Here is a 19,705-nt window from a genome sequence, read left to right as displayed (position 1 = left end):
GGGCACTTGATGTGCCGGTCGGATGACGCCTTTCCTGCCACTTTTGCCTCCTCACATCTGTGGCAGGATAACACTCCTCAATCAACGTGTCTCTAGCGTTATGAACACGGATAATGGTCCGTTTAGGTAAGACGATCCCTTATTTAATACATTATTACTTACGGCTTAAACATGCAGGGCACATACAACTTGATTTATGAGTCTTATGGACAAGATTATGAAGCTTTCCATCTTCAAGACCGAAGCGATTTAATATAATATCTAAATATTGTGTATCACCGCGTTCGTATCTTCTATACACAGAGTAGGCCACGTGATCTGCAAGTTGAATTAAGCGGGATAATTTTGAATCAACAAATAAAGGTACTTCATTGATATTAACAGTGATTCCCCATTTAGTGCCTAGCGTTCTAAAATCACGTGCTAAATATTGCAGACTTGTTTCGTATGAACTTCTATCAAGGATAATAATACCACGTTGTGTATTACCTTGATGGTGTTGTGCTTTAAGTAAGAGGTCAAATCTATTACATATATTCTCAAAAGCGAGTTCCATGGGGTCATGCTTTGGAAATGATTCTTTATCTACAATACATGCAAATGCTTGGGTTGTGATATTAGAATTGGCTAGGATATTCAATGTTTCCTTAATTGTATTAATTCTTTCTTGTCTAGGCATACCTTTCCAGGGAGCTTCTTTACCTGAAAAAATGTCGTAAGCATGGAATTCAGTTTGTTCAGGAGAAATAGGTGATATTTGCTCAGCTAGCCGGTTCATTTCCTCGGATATCCAGTGAACCTGCCGTTCAAAGATAGATACACCACCAAGGACGAGATGTTGTTCTGTCCTATTTCCTGCAGAGCCCGAATCGTCTAAGTACAGTAAATACATAGAATTCCTCAAAAAATGCAGCCAGGTAGGATTAACTCCTAACGGACCGCTATATGCAGCCCTCCCAACCGCGCAATGAAGTTTAGCCGCTTTTTCCTTTTTTGTCAAGACAACTTTTAAATTAATCCTCCAGTGTTTTCAAGAACTTCGGCAGGAACTCATCCAGGTACTCCGGCCGGATGCGCTTGAGCTCCGCCCTGGGCAGAGCAGCTAAAAGGCGCCAGCCGAGGTCCAGCGTTTCGAACACCCCGCGGTTCTCGTGGTCCCCCTGGGCGATGTAGCGATGCTCGAACTCGTCGGCGAATTTGAAGAAGACCCTGTCCATGTCCGAGAGCGCCGCCTCGCCCAGAATCACCGCCAGCTCCTGGGCCTCCTTGCCCCGGGCGTAACCGGAGAAGAGCTGGTTGAAGACATCGGCGTGGTCCTTGCGCGTCTTCCCCTCGCCGATGCCCTTGTCCTTCAACCTGGAAAGCGACTGCATCACGTCCACCGGCGGGTAGATACCCTTCTTGTGCATGGCGCGGGAGAGGATTATCTGCCCCTCGGTGATGTAGCCGGTGAGGTCGGCGATGGGGTGCGTCTTGTCATCCTCGGGCATGGTGAGGATGGGAATCTGGGTTATGGAGCCGCGTCGGTCCTTGATGCGCCCCGCGCGCTCGTAGACGCTGGAGAGGTCGGTGTAGAGGTAGCCGGGGTACCCGCGCCGGCCGGGAATCTCCTTCCGGGCCGCGGAAATCTCGCGCAGCGCCTCGCAGTAATTTGTCATGTCGGTGAGGATGACCAGCACGTGCATGTCCATCTCGTAGGCGAGGTACTCGGCGGCGGTCAGGGCCATGCGCGGGGTGGAGATGCGCTCGATGGCCGGGTCGTCGGCCAGGTTCATGAAGAGCACCGCGCGGTCTATGGCCCCGGTGCGCCGGAAGTCGTCAATGAAATACCGGGCCTCCTCGAAGGTGATGCCCATGGCCGCGAAGACGACGCTGAACCCCTCGCCCGACTGGAGCACGTTGGCCTGGCGTGCGATCTGCGCCGCCATCTGCTGGTGCGGCAGCCCCGAGCCGGAGAATATCGGCAGCTTCTGGCCGCGGACAAGGGTGTTCAGCCCGTCTATGCAGCTTATGCCGGTCTGGATGAACTCGTTGGGGTAATCGCGGGCGTAGGGGTTGATGGGGGAGCCGTTGATGTCGCGCCGCTCCTCGGGGATGATCTCGGGTCCGTCGTCAATGGGCCTCCCCTGGCCGTCGAAAACCCGCCCGAGCATCTCCCGGGACACCCCCAGCTCGACCCCCCGGCCCAGGAAGCGGACCCGGGAGGAGGGGATGTCTATCCCCGTCGCGCCTTCGAAGAGCTGCAGCAGGGCTTTGTCTTTGTGCACCTCGAGGACGCGCCCCCGGCGGATTTCGCCCGTGGGGAGCTCGATCTCGGCCAGCTCCTCGTACTTGACCCCCTCGACCCCCTCGACGAGCATCAGCGGGCCGGCTATCTCCTGGGTGGAGAGGTACTCCTTGAGCGGCTGCACCGCGACTTTTTCCTTTTCTCCCATTGTTAAATCCTGGTTAAATCCTGATGTGTGGGTTGATAGGGATGTGGTGGTTAATCAACGTTGGTACCGCCTACCAGATTGAGAAAGCGTTTATCGGTCCAGAGGGACTTCAGGTCCTCATCCTTGCGGGCGATCTTCATATACTGAGGGTATACTTGAAAGGCGCGCGAGAGATACTCCAATGCCTTTTCTGGTCGTTCTTGGAGGGTATGAACACAGCCGAGGTTGTACAGTGCTTGATAAAAAAGGGGATTTAGCTCTATCGCTTGTTGAAAACGTTTCTCTGCGGACTTCAGTTCGTGCATGTCGAGATATACCGTTCCGAGATTGTAATGGGCGTACTCGGAAGTTTCGTCCAGCTCCAGTGCTTTTTCACACCGTTTCTTCGCCTCTTCCGGCTCGCCTATTTTCTGAAAAACCGACCCGAGGTTACAGAGGATGTTGACGTTGGTCGGTTCCATCTCCAGCGCTTTTTCCAATATTTTTTTTGCTGTGTCGTACTTTCCGCTGTCGGACAGATGAACGCCCATGTTGGCCCACGCGTTGGCCAATCTGGGGTTGAACAGGGTCGCCTGTTCGTACGAGTTGATAGCCTCGTTGATTGTAGTCGGGTCATTGCCTTGGTAGAAACCCCGCCAGTACCAATCCAAGGCGATCCTATCGCGCTTGACGGGTGGAAGGCGATTCGCGATGGAGCTGTATCTGGGTGGCTTGATCATGCCGGTGACCTCGTAGAAGGAGAGCCGCTCCTCCTCCGAAACGTCCTCCGATCGGTTGAGTGGGTCGAAACGCCCTCGGTAACGGATGTTGAACAGAGAGCTGGCGGTGAGTGAGGCGGCGGTTTCGGTGATGGTCACCTCACCGGGGGAGGCCTGGCCTTGGAGGACGAAAGTTGTATTGATGGCGTTGCCGAGATTGACCTGGGTGGAGAAGTCCTGGATGTCCTCGTGGTAGATCAAGCCGTAATGTATCCCGATACGCATCATCAGGACGCAACCGCGCTCGGCGATTTTTGGATAGTCGAGGAGGCACGTAGATACGGTTTCGTCCCAGTAACGTTTCCAGCTGCTCATTATACAAATGGAGAATATGATTGATTCATCCATGTTATTGAATATGAAAAGGTTACCGTCACCTAAATTTGTGGGTTTGAAGGGCAGTTCGTCCATTCCGCACGTGCGCCTGGCGGTATCCAGGACAACGCGGCTGTGTTCACGGAGAAATTCATTGACCATGTATTCCGGTAGATAACTCATCGCCAATTTGCTGGCCACGAGGTCGGTGAAAACGATGGGGTAGTAGTCGGGTGATTTGCCCATCTCTTACGGTTACTCCGTATCTTCTGCGATGTTTTTCGGCGTCGGGCAGCCGGTCCAGAGCCTGTTCTCTCCAACCGGCTGCTCCCGGCGCAGGATGTGGTCCACGTCCACGTACCAGAGAAAGTCGGTCCAGCGCACCAGGCCGATGGTGTCCACGGTCTGGTACAGGACCGTGCCCGAGGCGGGGTCACTCCAGGTCAGCCGGACGTCCACCTCCGTTCCCGACCAGTTGACCAGGTCCGAGAAGTAGGGCTCGTTCCAGTCCAGCGTCTCCACCGTCAGCCGTTCGGCCACCTTCCACCCCGGGGCGTTCAGGTAGAGATCGCGGATGCGCTCTTCGGTGGAGCTTTTTATTTCCTCCGCCTCGGCGGGGGTGGCGGGCGCCGGTGAGAAGAACATCTGACCCGAGGTTACCGACTGGTCGCCCGTGTACTGGCCCTGGATGGTGAGCTGGGTGTTGTTGGCCACACCCCCCTGCAGGACGAGGAAGAAGCGCTCCAGGTTGGCCAGGTCAGGCGTGCCGGTGCCGAAATCGTTGGCCTCTCCCTCAACCGCGGATGACTCGGTCGGTTGCATTTCCTCCGGCGGGGTCAGGGCCGCCTCTATGATCCAGTTCGCGGGGTTGGGCGTCTTGACGGCGACGGAGTTGTGGGGGTAACGCGCGAAGACGGCCCCCGATATCTCCAGGCTGCCGACCCGCACTACCTGGAGAGCGAGGTAGTCGTTTTTAACACAAAAACTCTCGCCCCGCGGAAGGTCGGCCAGCTTGACCTCCCCCTCGATGCCGTCGAGCGCCAGCCGGAGGCTCGGTTCCTTCCCGGCATCGGAGTAGCTGACCTCCGCCCGGGTCGAGGCGATCCTGCGGGTGTCGCAGTCGGGCAGAACGATGTGGGTCGAGACTTCCTCCTCGCGCAGGACGAGGGGCCTCGCCGGGTCCAGCGACGCGTAGAAACTTATCAGCGGTTCGTCGGCCGGCGCGATGCCCGCCGTGTCGGGGTACGCGACCTCGGCGCAGGGGGTCATGCCGGCGAACTCGTCGTCGGGGCCCGCGCAGGCCAGAAAGAGGGGCAGGGCCGCGACCGCCGCCAGAAACACGATGCGGTAAGTGCTCTTCGTTTTCGACATGGGATTACGTTCCCGGTCCTTCGGAGATGAGCTCTTCGATCTGTTTCTGCATGTCGCTCTCGATGCCGTCGAAACTCGCCTCGACCTCCTCTTCGGGCGTGAACTTGGCGCGGGCGATGTCCTCGGAAACCGGCAGGGCGAAGAGCGCGTCCAGGTTCAGCTCCGGCGTTTCGAGGGCCGCCTTGGCGGCGTGGTGGAAGCTCATGACGAGCTTCAGCATCCGGTACTGCTTGTAGGCGCTGGAAAAGGTGTCCACGGGGTGGAATGCGTTCTGGTGCAGGAAATCCTCGCGGATGGAGCGGCTGGTCTCCATGACCAGGCGGTCGCCGGGGGAGAGGGACTCCATGCCCACCAGGCGTACGATTTCCTCCAGCTCCGCCTCCCGCTGTAACAACGCCATCGCCTCGTCGCGCATCGGTATCCAGTCCTCGCCCATCTCCCGCTTGAGGTATTCGGCGATGTTGTCGGTGTAGAGGCTGTAGGAGTTGAGCCAGCTTATGGCGGGGAAGTGGCGCTTGTAGGCCAGCTTGTCCTCCAGGCTCCAGAAGACCTTGACCACGCGCAGGGTGGCCTGGACGACGGGGTCGGAGAGGTCGCCGCCGGCGGGGGAGACGGCGCCGATGACCGTTAGCGAGGCCTCCCGTTCGTCGGAGCCGAGGCAGATGGTTCGTCCGGCCCGCTCGTAGAACTCGGCCACCTTCGTGCCCAGGTACGCGGGATAACCCTCCTCGCCGGGCATCTCCTCCAGGCGGCCGCTCATCTCGCGCATCGCCTCGGCCCACCGGCTGGTGGAGTCGGCCATGAGGGCCACGGAGTATCCCATATCGCGGTAGTACTCGCCGATGGTGATGCCGGTGTAGATGGACGCCTCCCGCGCCGCCACGGGCATGTTCGACGTGTTGGCTATCATCACCGTGCGGGTGATCAAAGGTTCGCCGGAGCGCGGGTCCTTGAGCTCGGGGAACTCCATGAGCACGTCGGTCATCTCGTTGCCGCGTTCGCCGCAGCCAACGTAGACGACGATTTCGGCGTTGGCCCACTTGGCGAGCTGGTGCTGGATGACGGTCTTGCCGGAGCCGAATGGCCCGGGGACGCAGGCGGTCCCCCCCTTACCCACGGGGAAGAAGGCGTCTATGACGCGCTGTCCCGAGATAAGGGGCTCCTCGGGGGTCAGGCGCTGGGCGAAGGGGCGGGATTTCCGCACCGGCCAGGTGTGCATCAGCTTGAGCTCCGCCTCGCCTTCGGGAGTTTTGATCTTGCCGATGGGCTCATCCACGGTGTAAGAACCGGAGTCCAGGGCCGTGAGCTTCCCCCGGACGCCGGGGGGGACCAGCACGCGGTGCTCGACGAGGGGGGTTTCCGGGCACACCCCCAGAATGTCGCCGGGAACCACCTCGTCGCCGGCCTTGAACTTCGGGGTGAACTCCCACTTGCGCCCGCGGTCCAGGCCGTCGGCGTGGACACCGCGGGTGATGAAGTCGCCGGTCTTTTCACGGATGACGGCGAGTGGGCGCTGGATGCCGTCGTAGATGGAGGACATCAGTCCAGGTCCCAGCTCCACGGAGAGCGGTATGCCCGTGGTGAACACCGGCTCGCCGGGGCCGATTCCGCCCGTCTCCTCGTAGACCTGGATGCTGGCCAGGTCTCCGTCGAGCTTCACCACCTCGCCCACCAGTCTCATTTCCGAGACCAGGACGACGTCGTACATCCGCACGCCGGACATCCCGGAGGCCACCACCAGGGGGCCGGCGACCTTGACGATGGTTCCCGTCTGCTCCATATAAGGTTTATCTCCAGGGCTGAGGTTGAGTTACGTACAGCCTGGTTATTTTACCGGCCGTCGGGGGCCGAAGATGAGCTTTACGAGCCCCCAGAGGATGTTGGCCCGGGGGACCCGGCGCTCGTAGTCCCGGTACTCGTCGCCGAACTTCTCCACCAATCGGCGATCTGAGGACAACATGACGATGTAGATGGTGACCGAGATGACCGCCGCGCCTGCGATGGTCGCCCAGTGTGGAGTCAGCAGCGCCGCAGCCACGCCCAACAGGATCAGCGCCAGGAACTGGGGGTGGCGGACGACGGCGTAGAGACCGGTGGTTACCATACGTTGTGTGGAGGTATAACTTTCTCCCTTCTCCACCCCGCCCCGTCGCCGGAAGATGAAGATGGGCAGCCAGCCCAGCACTACTGATAAACCCCACATGGCGTATCCCACCCATCGCAGCCACGAGACGTTCCAGTGGGGCTCGAGGATGAAAACCAGCGCGATCTGACCGCCGACCACGAGGAAGAAGGCCGCGTGGACGAAGATTCTTAACGGCGAGCGGTTATCGAAGGGCGGCATAAACCATCACCCTAACTGTCCGTTGATCAGCCTAAGTACCTCTTCGGGGTTCCTCGTCGAGAAGATGAGCCTGTCGAACTTGTGCCCCGTCAGCTTCACCGCCACCCGCCGATGGGCGACGGTCGAGTAGACTTGGATATACTCGCCGCCGATGTGCCCCCCCTTGACTCCCCAGCCGCCGTAGGCCGACCCGGGCAGGGTGTCCATCTCGGCTCCGGTCACCTGGTCCCAGCGGGCCCGCGTTTTGAATACGCCCAGGCGGGCGGCGAGGCCCTCTTCGTCCAGCCGGATCGAGATGAAGAGGAAGTTGAGGATTAAGAGGAAGACCAGCCCGGCGACGGGCAGGAAGACCCAGGGGAAGACCCGCTCCACCACGGCGCCCAGCCCCAGCAACTCCGGGAAGACGCCGAGGAACGCGCAGAGCGCCAGGACGATCCAGAAGATGATCTGGGACACCCAGTCGGTGAGGCGCTCGCGGTATAAATCCATCCCTACTCCTTCCCCAGCACGTCGGCGCCGACGGCGCGCTCCACCATCCGCCGGATGCGCTCGTAGGCGATTCCCTTCGAGCCCGACGACGACGGGATGAGCGTAATCACCGGCAGGGGGCGGTCGGCGTATTCGGCGATGGTTTCCAGCATCCGGCCGCCGAACTCCTCGGTGATGAAAATCGCCACGGCGCCGCCGCTCACCGCCTTGCGCAGCGCCTCCTCGGCCTCGTGGATCGAGTTAACCCCCACTACCGTCGTCCCCAGGACGGTGAAGCCGCGGAGCTGGTCTTCCTCGCCGATGAAATAAATCTGGTTCAGACCGGCCACCCGTCCCCGCTACGAAACGCCCCACAGACGGGCGGTGATCGTTTCCGGCGGAACGCCGTTCAGCTTGCAGGTCAGGACGAAGCGGACCATCTCGAACTCGTTCCTCTTCGCCAGGTAGTACGAGATGAGCGGTTCGGCGCCGAAGGGGGCATGGCGCGCCTGCCGCAGAAACTCCAGCTTCCGGTCCGCCCCCCGCGCCGCCAGGTTTGCGATGCCGTCGGGAGCGCCCTCGACGGCGCCGCGGGTGAGCTCGGCGTAGGGGGTGCGGCCGACGTACTCGGCGGCTCCGCTTCTGTCGCCGGTCCGGGCGTAACCCTCCAGCCTCACGAGGTCCAACCCGCCACCGGGGATGAAGGCCGCCGCGGAAAGCTCCTCGGGATTGGGCGCCGCCAGGCAGCGAACCAGGGCCGTCAGATTAACTAAGTCGGTCTCCAGCTTCTGGTACGCGGTGAGGAAGGGCAGCCCTATCTCCCCGACGAGCCCGGTCAGGCGGGCGAAAAGGGCCCGGTCCACCCCCTGCTGTAACAGGAACGGGTCGCGCGCCTTTTCCCATTCCTCCAGGAGCCCCCGCGCCAGCTCGGCGAAGGGGGTAGGGAGCACGTCCGGCTCGCCGCCGTCGGCGAAGGCGGTCAGCTTCTCCGGGGGCACCGCCCCCCCCTCGGTCAGGGGCGGTTTTCTCTCCGTCAGGCGCCCGACGAGGGCCGCCTTGAGGTTGGCGTAATCCAGCCTCAGACGCAGGTATTCGAGCAGCCGGGGGTCGGGCACGCTCTCCCGGATGAACCGGGTCAACTCGGCGGACTGCTTGGCGAGGAGCTCCTCCAGGCCGGCGCCGCCCCGGGATACGGGCTCGTACCCCGCCTCGCGGAGGGCGTCCACGGCGCCCTCGAAGCTCCGGGCCTCGGCGGCCTCGACGAGCGCCCTTTTCGTCAACAGGCGGCGCTCGCGGACCCGCACGCGGCCCACGGCGTAGGTGTAAGCCGGATCGCCGGAGAGCTTCACCCGCCCCGTCATCTTCTACCCTTCGATTCCCAGGATGCCGAGCAGTTCCTTCTCCAGAAGCGGCCGCAGGCTCCGGGTCAGCGCCGGGAAGGTGAAGTTCAGCTCGGTCTTGCCCCCGCGGAGGACGAATCCGCCGCCCAGCTCGCGTGTCTTTTTGGAAACCGACAGCTTCGGCCCAAAACCTTTCAGGAAGGCGTCGTCGAGGAAGGCTGCCTCGCGTTTCGAGGCGATGACCTCGTAAGGGCCCTTCAGGTCGGCGCCGGCGACGAGATGCTTGAAGACCGCGCGCCAGGCGTCTTTTTTCAGGGACTCCAGCTCCTCGACCGCCGCGGCGAAGGCCTCGTCCAAAAGCTCCTGTTTGGCCGCCAGGACGGCCTTGCGGGCGTTGAGCTCGGCCATGGAGATGACGCGCTCCCGGGTGCCTGCGGCCTCGCGTTCGCCCGCCTCCCGAATGCGCGCTTCCAAGGCGCGGGCTCGTTTTTCAGCCTCGGCGAGGATTTCGGCGATTTTGGCCTTCGAGGCGGACTCTATCTCCGCCAACCGGGCGTCGGCGTCGCTCTTTATCCTGGCGATGATTGCGTCCAGGGACAATTCACACCCCTCAGACGGCGTTCAGGAGGAAGATGGTGATGAGAAGCCCCAGAACGGCGTAGAACTCGACGAAGACGCCCAGGACCAGGGCCTTTCCCGACTCGGCGGGCTGCTTGGCCGTAAGGCCCACGCCGGCGGTGCAGACCTTGCCCTGGTGGATGGCCGAGAGCATCCCGGCCAGGGCCACCGGCAGGCAGGCCAGGAATATCTGCATCCCGACCTCCGGCGTCATGGTGGCGGCCAGGGCGCCGATTTTATTGAGCGCCAGGAAGCCGGCCACGAAGCCGTAGATGCCCTGGGTGCCCGGCAGGGCGGTGAGGACCAGGTACTTGCCGAAGTTGCGCGGGTCTTCGCTCATGACGCCCGCCGTGGCCTGACCGGCGTAGCCGATGCCGATGGCCGAGCCGATTCCGGCCAGGGCCACGGCCAATGCCGCACCCAGGTAGGACCAAACGAGGCCCATGCTCTCTCCTTTTTTTACCTCGGGCAAGGGGGGAGCCCTTGTCGGAAGGTGGGAACCAGACCTTGTGGTCTGTTGACGTTTGATTGCGGCTTCGCCGCGGGTAATCGGGAGCTCAACCCTTGAGGACCGTGTGCTCCATGGACCGGGCGTAGGGGACGAAAGTCCGGCCGCCCCCCGTATAGAATTTACCGAAATACTCCACGAACTGGAGCCGGGCGGTGTGGATGAAGCCGCCCAGCGAGTTCATCGCGATGTTGAAGGCGTGGCCCACGATGAGAATGAGAATCATGCCGATGATGTTGGAGTCGAAGGCCATGGTGTTCACCACCTGGGCGATGACCGCGGTGGCCAGCCCCAGGGCGAACAGGCGCGCGTAGGACAGGATGTCCGAGAACAGGCCGGAGAAGCCGGTGTAGAGGTTGAAGAAACCGGCCCCCAGCCGCGGCAGCCCCGAGTCGTCCCCCACCCCGCTGAAGGCGACCACGTAGACCCCGATGGCGATGAGCGCGTACCAGGCCCAGTCCCCGCCGATCCCCAGCATCGGCAGGCCCACCGCCAGCGGCACCAGGAGCATCACCAGCATCCAGGGCAGCTTGCGGAAGTACGCGGTCCGGGAATCTTTCTGCTTCAGCGCCTCGATAAAGCCGATGGTGTAACCGATGAGAAGGTGCAGGTAGCCCAGCCCCAGGGAGAAGTAGAAGAAGTAGAACATCTGGTCCGGGTCCAGGGGGTCCAGCACCATGAGCGATTCGCGGATGCGGGCCAGGCCCGGGGACAGCTCGAAGGACAGGCCGAAGAAGCCCCCGGTCAGCACCCCCACCACCATCGTGAAACCACCCGCGATGACCATCATCCGGAACAGCTTCCGCGTGGTGGGTCCCAGGTGCAGGAATTTTAAAAACAGCAGGCTGGTGACGATGAGAACGAGTCCGTAGCCCGCGTCGGTGAGACAGATGCCGAAGAAGAGGGCGAAGAAGAAGGCGAAGAAAGGGGTGGGGTCGCTCTCGGCGGGTTGGGGCCGCCCGTAGAGGTCGGTGACCATCTCGAAGGGGCGCACCGGCGCGATGTTGGAGAGGTACACCGGCGGCGTCTCGTCCGCCGTCGCCGGGCGGAGGGTGTGGTGGACCAGCTCGCTCCCGTCCAGGACGCGCTTGACGCCTTCCACCGCCGTCTCGGGCACCCAGCCGCGCATGTAGATGGTGAGCTCGGTAGCCGCCGATTCGGCGACCTTCCGCTGCCCCTCGCTCTCGGTGCGCGCCCGGTCCAGGGCCAGGTAGAGGGGGTCGCGGTGTTCTAATAGCCGCTGTGCCTCCCGGAGCGTCTCCTCCAGCTCCGTCCGGCTCTCTTCGATTTCCCCCTCGACCTGCCGTAGTCGTCGGTCGGGCGTCAGCGGTCCGGTCAGGGGGCAGGGTATCAGCTCGAAGCCCTTGAGCGCGTCCCGGACGCCAGAGTCCACCGAGGCGTGCCAGACAAGAATGATTCGGCCCGAGGCGGCGGACGCCTCCTCCCCGGCGACGCCCAGGTCGGTGAGCTCGAAGAGCTCTCCCGTCGCTTCGGCGAGGACTTCCCTCAACCGGGGGAGGTTCCGCGGGTTGAGGGCGTAGGCGGCGGAGAAGGTGCTGTCGGTGGCGCCGATCGAGTCGGGCGGTACCTCGAGCCCCAGCCACGAAGCCAGCGTCGTCCGCTCCTCCTCCAGGCGATCGAGGCGGGACCGTGTCTCGTTCTCCCCGGACTGGACGGCGAGAACCTGCTCGACGGCGCTCGGGGCGTCGAAACCGGCCAGGCGTTCCTCGAGCTCCGCGGCGGGCACCTCGACCTTGTGACCCATCATACCGGCGAAAAATCCGGCCTTGGGCGCGTACACGTCCAGGTAATCCAGGGCCTGGCGGATTTGATCGAGGGTACGGTCGGCCTCCTCGGCGGGGACCGTGGAGGGCGTGGGAAGCTCGCCCCGATCCTCGGGCTCCAGGGCCTCTAGCTCCACGGCGCCGGCGTCCGCCAGCGCGTCGAGCAGGTCGTCCCGGACACTCGAGTGGAGGAGAATCTCTATGCGCTGGACTCGGGTGTTGGCCATCGTCGCCTAGGTGCCGGTGATGCGTTCCACGAGGGCCCGGCAGGCTTCCTTCATGCGACCGCGGGCCTTCTTCTTCATCGTCTCGATTTCTTTCTCTGTGCGTTCGAGTATGTCCTGGGCCTCGACCTCGCCCGAGTAGCGGGCGTCCTCGACCGCCTGGCGGACCTCTTCGCGGGCCTTGGCCTCCGCGGTCTTCCCCAAATCCTCCGCCCTCTCGCGGGCGGCGCGGAGCTCGTTCTTCGCCTCGTTTTCGGCGTTGGAGATCCGGTCGCGGGCGGCGTTCTCCGCCCTCACCACCGGTGTCAGCAAAGGGTTGGCCGTATCGTCCATGGATTATGGCTTGAAGGTGGACCGTGGAGGGTGGGCACATGGGAAGGGCGGCCCGGGTCGCCCCTTAAGAAGAAAAGTGAACAGACATTATCACACGACGCCTGATTAGTCAACGCCGGAGGGGACTAAGTGGCATAAGATTAAAAAGTTCCGGCGGTTGACACCCGTCCGGCGTACCCGTACAATAAACATCCACACCGGAGGTTTATCGGTGAGGCGAACCGAAGCGAAGCGAGTAACGCCCGGGCGAATCCTCCCTGTGCTCCTTGCGGTGCTCTTCCTCCCGTGCGCGTCCTGGGCCCGGGAGGAGGACACGGGCGTCGAGCCCGGCCTGAACATTGACTTCAGCGGCGGCAAATCCCTCAACAGGATCGGGTCGGCGCTTTCTTACACCTATCCCCTGGCCGAAGTGTTCACCTTCCGGCTGACCCTGAACCAGAGCGTTCAGAACGAACCCCAGTCGGAGCGCGATTCGGACAGCCGCACCATGCGCTTCGATCTCTTCTACAATCCGGTGGACACGACCCGCATCGGTTGTTACTACGAGGAGAGCTTTTACGACTCGAACTTGGTGATCCAGGAGCAGTACCAGAAATCGAAGAGCCAGCGGGCGGGGACCAGCGCCTCCATTAAATTCTCCGACGCCTTCAACGCCGACATGGACGCCTATTTCACCACGAGCGATGCCCAGGAGGGCACCTACGACTGGGATTACGTCTATCGCGAGTACTTCTACCACTCCCTGTCCGCGGACACCGATCTCCGTTTCGACTACAGGATGACCGAAAACACCCGGCTCTCCCTCGATCTCACCGGATCCCGGGAGGTGCGTAGCTACCCCGTACAGCCCGCCTTGAATTCGGAGTACTACGTGGGCGGGATAAACACTAACCTCACCGGGAATTACGTCCCTTGGGATAACACGACCGTGGAGCTCAGATACCTTTTCAACGGCATTCTCTACAGGGACATGAACCTCATCGAGCGCGACCAGGACGCCTTGAACAACACCCTGTCCCTGATTACGAACTACGAAACCCCCTTCGACGTGAAGGGCATCCTTTCCGTGGACCTGCTTCAGGGGACCACGACCTACCTGGAAAAAGAGGTCTATCTCCAGAAGTACTTCTTCTGGATCTACCCCGAGCTGGACCCCATCCCCGGGTCCCGTATCCGTGCGCCCTGGTGGCCGCTCTACGATATCCTCTCCCGGGGGATAAGCTGGAAGCTGCAGCTCAACTGGGACTCGCCCCGGGAAGACCACCTCCACTGGAACCTGTCCCAGGACACACTGAACAGGAGGTACTACGACGACGAGGGCGAGCTGCCCCCGGAGCGTTTCGCCATCGCCGATTCGGTCCTCACCAACATCAAGAACACCATGACCACCGACGCCCAGATAGACCTGGGCCAGAGCTTCATCCTCAAGCTGCAGCACAAGATAACCCACGACGACTTCGCCTATCCGATCAGTACCGATAAGGACACCATCTCTGTTTACAACGACGTCTCATCATCCATCAAGTGGAAGCTGACCAATGCGGTTTCCTTCAGCGCGAACCTCAACATCGGCTTCGACCGGACGATGGGCGGCATCTCGAGCAACCTTCCCCGGAGCAACGAGATCAAGCTGAGCTTCGGCAGCGAGGTGAAGCTCATCGAGGGCCTGCGCGTCGGTTTGACCTACACCCTCTCCCGTAACAACCGGCGGACTGACGACTTCGAGAGTGGCTCCGACTCCCTTACACGGGAGCTCATCATCGAGCCGGTGTTCAGCGTCTCCGAATACTGGGGCCTGGACTTCTCCGGTTCCTTCAGGGAGAGCGTTAGTTTTCCGGTGGGCGAGAGTTCCGGCAGCATGGGGCTCAAGAACGACTGGAGGATCAACACCCGGGTCAATATATACCCCACCGAGACGCTGGCCTTCGAGGTCTCCTACAAATTGAACTCCCACACGTCCACCTACACCTACCTCGAGACCATCAACACCGACCACGCGTGGGGACTCTCCTTCTCCTACAACATCGTCAAGAACCTCGTCATCCACGTGGACGCCGATTACCGCATCTACGAGTACGACCCCGATCGGGATTCGTTCAACGTGGGGCTCATGATCAGGACGACCCTCTGACGGAGCGCGGTCGGGCCTCGTCGGAAGTGGACCGGAGGGGTGGCCCGGGGCCCGTTGAATCGGGTTGTCAGGTTGTTTTTAAAAGCGAACGGTTCTACAATCGCCGGGCGGTCCCCGGCTTTAACCTATGTTTCAAACCCGATTCATACCGTCGGAGCTCGTCTACGACGGAACCCAGCTCGCCACACACTGGCCGCGCCGGACGGCCGGTGTGGCGGGTGACTGCGTCGTAGCCTTCCTGGGGCCGGCCGAGGTGCCCACCGAGAACCTGGTGGATCTGGAGGACCGCCGGGCCGGGGAGCGCATCACCGCGGGGCGGATGCTCCACCTCGTCGGGGTCTGGTTCGGGCGGACGCTGGCGGAAACGGTTCTGCGCCAGCGCCTGTACGTCTTCCTGACGGCCGAGCGCCTCCGGCTCCGTGGTGTGGACGTGTTAGTCGAGGGCGACGACATCTACACGCCGGACCGGCGAAAGCTCTCGGTTTCCATCGCCACGATCAGCCCCCTGGCCGGGCTCGTCCATATCGGCCTCAACGACGATCCGACCGGTGCCCCGGTGCCTGCGGTCGGATTGGCCGAGCTGGGTGTCGGGGCGGCCGATTTCGCCCGCGAGCTGCTGGACGTTTTCGAGGAGACGGAGCGCGGCCTCGCGTTCGCCGCGGCCAAGGTCAGGGCGGTGGAATGAGGTCGCACCCGCTCGTACGCAACCTCTTCCCCCTCTTCCTCCTCTGGGTGTGGGTATTGATCTACCTGGCGACCGGTGGGCTGCGGCTCGAAATCGTCGAGGTGCAGTACCCGCCCGCCGGACCGACCGATTCGGAGAGGCTCGAGGTGCGGGTTCTTTTCCAGAACGCATCTTCCGGCGATTCCTTCACCTGCCGCTGGAAGCCGCCATCGCCATCGGAGCCCCTGTCCAAGACCCTGCGGGTGGACTCGAGCGACGGCGAGCTCTTCTTCACTCTGACCGGTTTCGAGGTCCCCGCTGGATACCACAGGCTCGACCTGACCGATGATACCGGCATTCCCCTCAACACGAAAGTGCTCTACATCCCGCCGCGTCCGCCCCAGTACGTGACGCGGATAGACTGGGAGGAATCGGGGCTCCTCGCCGCCGTGAATTACCGGCACTGCGAGCCCGGCGCTCGCCTGACGGGGAGCTGGAGCTACGACGGCCGGACCATCCCCGAGGCGGAGCGGGAGGTGACCCTGGGTACGAGCTGCGGTTCGGCGGATTTCCACCTGGGCCACCCGCCCGACGGGCGCTTGTCCGGGGGCTGTTACGAATTCACCCTCCTGGCTGAGGGCATGTTCGTCAGCCGCACCGTCGCCCCGCCGCAGCTCTCCCCGCAGTAATTCCTTTCATTTTGGGTTGTTTTTTGCTATAAAGCCCCTGGAACACACAGCTCGGGCGAATTAAATGCAAGCAGTCATCCTTGCCGCCGGACGGAGCACCCGCACTTACCCCCTGACCGTGAGGACCCCCAAGGCCCTCTACGAGGTTGCCGGGCACTCCATAATCGAGCTGAACCTGCGCGCCGTCGAGGGCCTGGTGGATGAGGCCGTCATCGTCGTCGGGTTCATGGGAGAGAAGATAATCCGGCGCCTGGGTTCCAGCTACCGGGGCATCCGGTTGCGCTACGTGGAGCAGAAGGAGCAGAAGGGGACGGGGCACGCCCTTCTGTGCGCCGCCGACAAAATTGCCGGCGAGGCGCTCGTGCTCATGGGCGACGACCTCTACCGCGACGAGAATTTCGAGGAGCTGTTCGAGTACCCCAACGCCGTCCTGGCCCAGCGCGTCACCGACCCCGACCGCTTCGGGGTCTTCACCGTGGAGGGCGACCGGGTCACCGGCGTCCACGAGAAGCCCGCCCGGTTCGTCTCCGACCTGGCCAATACCGGCTGTTTCAAGATTAACGCCGATTTCCTCCGGCTGCTCACCACGCTGGAGCCGAGCGAGCGCGGCGAGATAGAGATGACCGGAGCGGCCGCCAAGCTGGCCGCCGAGGGCAAGCTCAACTGGGTCGAGTCCAACGGCGGCTGGTACGCCATCGGCTACCCGTGGCACCTGCTGGAGGCCAACACCCGCCTGATCCAGGACCGGCCGCTGCAGCGGTTCAACGTAAAGGCGCGCCTCCTGGGCGACGTCCACCGCTGCGTCACCGTGAACATCCTCGAGGACTCCTGGATCGGCCGCGGGTGCATCCTCACCGACCGGGTGATGATCTCGCGGAACTGCTACCTCCACCCAGGGGTGCAAATCATGAACCGCACCACGGTGGGGCCCAACACACAGATAGCCGGCGGGACCCAGATCGGGAACTGCCTGATCGGGGCCAACGTGCAGATAGGCCGGCGCTGCCTTCTGACCCGGTGCGTCATCGGCGACGGGGCGACGCTGGGAGACGCCGTGACCGCCTTCTGCGACCCGCCGCCCGACGGAAAAATCTACTCCACGGTCAAGGGCGAACGGGTGGAGGTGGACCTGCCGAAGTTCGGCGCCGTCATCGGCCCCGACGCCTATGTGGCGCCGATGACCGTGCTGATGCCCGGGGTGAAAATCGCCGCCGGGGCGCGCACAGAGTTCGGCGAGGTCGTCCAAGGCGACAAGGGCGAAATCTGGCCGGAGAGTGAGTGACCCGTTCCGGTGGCTCGCGGGCGAGGCCGGCACCGACTGGCCTCGTTCGGTTCCGCCCCGGGGGAACCGCGCGGGTCCTTTTTTTGTATAATTAAGGAAAATCGTCAGTGGCGAAGGGGGGTTCCGTGGACGCCGTGGAGGCCGCGGCCAAGCTCGAGCGGCTGTCCGACGCCGCCCGGAGCGTCGAGGACCAGCTCGCCCGCGCCATCGTCGGGCAGGAGGAGGTCGTCGAACAGCTCCTGGTGGCTCTGTTTTCCCACGCCCACGCCCTCCTGGTCGGGGTGCCGGGGCTGGCCAAGACGCTCATGGTGTCCAGCCTCGCCCGCGCCCTGGACCTCTCCTTCCGTCGCATCCAGTTCACCCCCGACCTCATGCCCGCCGACATCACCGGCACCGACGTCATCCAGCCTGACCCGGAGACGGGTCAGCGGACGATGCAGTTCCTCCGCGGGCCGGTCTTCGCCAACCTGATTCTGGCCGACGAGGTCAACCGCACCCCACCTAAAACCCAGGCCGCCCTCCTGGAGTCCATGCAGGAGCACCAGGTCTCCATCGGCGACACCACCTACCCCCTGCCCGACCCCTTCTTCGTCCTGGCCACCCAGAACCCCATCGAGCAGGAGGGGACCTACCCCCTGCCCGAGGCCCAGCTCGACCGCTTCATGCTGGAAATCCGCATCGGCTACCCGAAGCGGGACGAGGAGGAGCGCATCGTCGCCCGGACCACGGGCCGCGATGAGCCGGAAATAAGCCCCGTTCTGAACGCGGAGGAGATAATCGAGCTACAGGGGCTGATTCGGGAGATTCCGGCCGCGCCGCACGTTGTCAGCTACGCGGTGAACCTGGCCCGTGCGAGCCGTCCCGAGGACCCCACGGCGCCGGAGTTCATCAAGCGCTGGGTGGCCTGGGGGGCGGGGGTTCGCGCCGGGCAGTACCTGATTCTCGGGGCCAAGGCCCGGGCCGCGCTCCGGGGGCGTCCGGCGGCGTCGGTGGACGACGTGCGCGACCTGGCCCACGCCGTGATGCGCCACCGGGTGCTGATCAACTTCAACGCCGAGGCCGAGGGGGTCCACTCCGACGAAATCATTAGTAGGTTATTAGAGGTTATTGGAAACGAATAAAGCCTTATATAGTCGTCATTTTTCTTGTATTACGAACTTGACTTTTTTGTGGTATCATTTAAAATGACCTTGAAATAGATAGATGATTGGTAGAGGGTATGGATACCTTTTGGGTCACCCTACTCACGAATATTGGTACAAATACAATCAATACGTGGGTTACGCTTAAATGTGAAAAAAGGAGATATAATAGAAGAATTGCTACAATTTATCAAGAGACAATAAATAAGTTCTTCGATTTATATCCATCTATTGGAGCAAGTTATAGTACATCAGTAATAAATCAGTTAAATAATAATAAGGATGCAATTATTGATTGTCTTTATAAATCATATTCTATAATTGGTATTTCTTCAGTATCTTTAGCCTATTTAAGGCAGCAGCCCTTAACGTTATCTCAAGCTGAAGAGATACGGAAGATACTCCACGACACGTATACTGCATTAGGGAGGGTGTAATGAGAATAGGTAAAAAGGATTTTTTTGATGCGCTTAGGGACATAGAAAAGGAAACTAAGATGTATCAAGAAAATGAAAAGCAGTTCAATAAAATTATCATTGGTTTAATACCAAAGGCTCTTCAGCATATTAATGACATTTTTAAGGCTTTATGTGATAAACCTTTAGTTCCTATTGAGAAGGAAAGGGATATAGTATTGTACAAACATTTTGATAACAGTCAAATAGGAAAAGTACAAATTAACGAGTTGCAAATAAATTTAGAAAACCAAAGTATAAAGTTTAAATTAAATGGGGGAATTGGTTATGTTGGGGCAACTGCTAAAGTTGAAGTAATTCCTGATAATATACATTTACCAAGAGAAAAAGCACCATATTTGGACAACGGTATTTATATCGGTATTAATGTGAAAGAAGAAAAATTTGAGACTTATTGGATAATTGATAATAAAAGAGTTCTTCTAGATGAGGATAATGCTATGCAATTACTATATGATTTATTTGTTGGTAAAAGAAGGGTTAAAGCGGTAAATTGAGAATGTAGGAAAGGGATTACCATATCGAAACATTTGGTAGATAAACGATGGGCGGGGTAAAGAGCCCCCGCCCTACGTCATAGTCACAAGTGCAGTTCGGCTAATACTCCTCATCCTCGTAGTACGACTCGGGCATGGGCAACAGGCTCGGCAGAACCTCCCATTTATCGTCCAGCGGCAGGAGTTTGGCCCAGCCCACCACGTCGGCCCCCGTCTCCCAGTCGCTCGACCTGACGTTGACCCAATTCCCCTCCTGCCCAAGAATCTCCGCGCTCCGTGTGAAGGCGACGCTCTCGCCCAGCGGCTCGCCGCCGGGGGAGTCGTAG

The 19,705-nt window shown here is 61.0% G+C and carries 20 protein-coding genes; 6 read left to right on the top strand and 14 right to left on the bottom strand.

Annotation, left to right across the window (positions count from 1 at the left end):
- Window positions 1-154 precede the first annotated feature (154 nt).
- The 13 genes from VM054_06720 to ahaH all read right to left on the bottom strand — a co-directional run bounded on the left by VM054_06720 (window position 155) and on the right by ahaH (window position 12,477).
- Window positions 155-1,000 (bottom strand): DUF3800 domain-containing protein, encoded by an 846-nt coding sequence (locus tag VM054_06720; GenBank protein ID HUT98753.1) that lies wholly within the window; start codon window positions 998-1,000, stop codon window positions 155-157.
- 13 nt (window positions 1,001-1,013) lie between these two features.
- The gene (locus tag VM054_06715; GenBank protein HUT98752.1) at window positions 1,014-2,435 is read right to left on the bottom strand and encodes a V-type ATP synthase subunit B; all 1,422 of its coding nucleotides are present in this window, start codon (window positions 2,433-2,435) and stop codon (window positions 1,014-1,016) included.
- 50 nt (window positions 2,436-2,485) lie between these two features.
- Complete coding sequence (locus VM054_06710) at window positions 2,486-3,754, bottom strand: tetratricopeptide repeat protein (GenBank protein ID HUT98751.1); 1,269 nt, start codon at window positions 3,752-3,754, stop codon at window positions 2,486-2,488.
- Window positions 3,755-3,763: 9 nt separating this feature from the next.
- A complete protein-coding gene (locus tag VM054_06705; GenBank protein ID HUT98750.1) occupies window positions 3,764-4,879 on the bottom strand; it encodes a hypothetical protein in 1,116 nt (371 codons plus the stop codon).
- Between the two features lie 4 nt (window positions 4,880-4,883).
- Window positions 4,884-6,659: a V-type ATP synthase subunit A gene (locus VM054_06700; protein ID HUT98749.1), complete on the bottom strand. Its 1,776-nt coding sequence runs from the start codon at window positions 6,657-6,659 to the stop codon at window positions 4,884-4,886.
- Between the two features lie 45 nt (window positions 6,660-6,704).
- Entirely contained in the window at window positions 6,705-7,223 is a 519-nt protein-coding gene (locus VM054_06695) for an isoprenylcysteine carboxylmethyltransferase family protein (protein ID HUT98748.1), read from the bottom strand.
- 6 nt (window positions 7,224-7,229) lie between these two features.
- On the bottom strand, window positions 7,230-7,712 hold the full coding sequence (locus VM054_06690) for a hypothetical protein (protein HUT98747.1): 483 nt from the start codon (window positions 7,710-7,712) through the stop codon (window positions 7,230-7,232).
- Between the two features lie 2 nt (window positions 7,713-7,714).
- Window positions 7,715-8,041, bottom strand: a complete 327-nt coding sequence (locus tag VM054_06685; GenBank protein HUT98746.1) for a V-type ATP synthase subunit F — start codon at window positions 8,039-8,041, stop codon at window positions 7,715-7,717.
- Window positions 8,042-8,050: 9 nt separating this feature from the next.
- A complete protein-coding gene (locus VM054_06680) occupies window positions 8,051-9,052 on the bottom strand; it encodes a V-type ATPase subunit (protein ID HUT98745.1) in 1,002 nt (333 codons plus the stop codon).
- A gap of 3 nt (window positions 9,053-9,055) precedes the next feature.
- Window positions 9,056-9,631 carry a V-type ATP synthase subunit E family protein gene (locus tag VM054_06675; protein ID HUT98744.1) on the bottom strand — a complete coding sequence of 192 codons (576 nt, stop codon included), beginning with the start codon at window positions 9,629-9,631 and terminating at the stop codon, window positions 9,056-9,058.
- Between the two features lie 10 nt (window positions 9,632-9,641).
- Window positions 9,642-10,094: a V-type ATP synthase subunit K gene (locus VM054_06670; protein HUT98743.1), complete on the bottom strand. Its 453-nt coding sequence runs from the start codon at window positions 10,092-10,094 to the stop codon at window positions 9,642-9,644.
- 112 nt (window positions 10,095-10,206) lie between these two features.
- A complete protein-coding gene (locus VM054_06665; protein HUT98742.1) occupies window positions 10,207-12,168 on the bottom strand; it encodes a V-type ATPase 116kDa subunit family protein in 1,962 nt (653 codons plus the stop codon).
- 6 nt (window positions 12,169-12,174) lie between these two features.
- Window positions 12,175-12,477, bottom strand: coding sequence for an ATP synthase archaeal subunit H (gene ahaH, locus VM054_06660; protein HUT98741.1), 303 nt, complete (start codon window positions 12,475-12,477; stop codon window positions 12,175-12,177).
- Between the two features lie 232 nt (window positions 12,478-12,709).
- Between ahaH and VM054_06655 the strand changes: the two genes are divergently transcribed.
- From VM054_06655 to VM054_06630, 6 genes are all read left to right on the top strand, one after another.
- Window positions 12,710-14,629 (top strand): hypothetical protein, encoded by a 1,920-nt coding sequence (locus tag VM054_06655; protein ID HUT98740.1) that lies wholly within the window; start codon window positions 12,710-12,712, stop codon window positions 14,627-14,629.
- Window positions 14,630-14,756: 127 nt separating this feature from the next.
- Window positions 14,757-15,314, top strand: coding sequence for a DUF366 family protein (locus VM054_06650; GenBank protein ID HUT98739.1), 558 nt, complete (start codon window positions 14,757-14,759; stop codon window positions 15,312-15,314).
- Complete coding sequence (locus VM054_06645; GenBank protein HUT98738.1) at window positions 15,311-15,982, top strand: hypothetical protein; 672 nt, start codon at window positions 15,311-15,313, stop codon at window positions 15,980-15,982. The genes VM054_06650 and VM054_06645 overlap by 4 nt, the downstream gene beginning before the upstream one ends.
- A gap of 64 nt (window positions 15,983-16,046) precedes the next feature.
- A complete protein-coding gene (locus tag VM054_06640; GenBank protein ID HUT98737.1) occupies window positions 16,047-17,264 on the top strand; it encodes a sugar phosphate nucleotidyltransferase in 1,218 nt (405 codons plus the stop codon).
- Between the two features lie 107 nt (window positions 17,265-17,371).
- Window positions 17,372-18,385: an AAA family ATPase gene (locus tag VM054_06635; GenBank protein ID HUT98736.1), complete on the top strand. Its 1,014-nt coding sequence runs from the start codon at window positions 17,372-17,374 to the stop codon at window positions 18,383-18,385.
- A 457-nt stretch (window positions 18,386-18,842) separates the two neighbouring features.
- Window positions 18,843-19,379 carry a hypothetical protein gene (locus VM054_06630; protein HUT98735.1) on the top strand — a complete coding sequence of 179 codons (537 nt, stop codon included), beginning with the start codon at window positions 18,843-18,845 and terminating at the stop codon, window positions 19,377-19,379.
- A gap of 100 nt (window positions 19,380-19,479) precedes the next feature.
- On the opposite strand, the gene VM054_06625 is transcribed toward VM054_06630, so the two are convergent.
- Window positions 19,480-19,705: hypothetical protein (locus tag VM054_06625; protein ID HUT98734.1), on the bottom strand; the 226-nt coding region annotated here is incomplete at its 5' end.

Source organism: bacterium, assembly GCA_035528375.1.
GTDB lineage: Bacteria > RBG-13-66-14 > RBG-13-66-14 > RBG-13-66-14 > RBG-13-66-14 > RBG-13-66-14.
The sequence above is the reverse complement of the archived record's forward strand: the minus strand, read 5'-3'. Positions and strand labels throughout refer to the sequence as shown.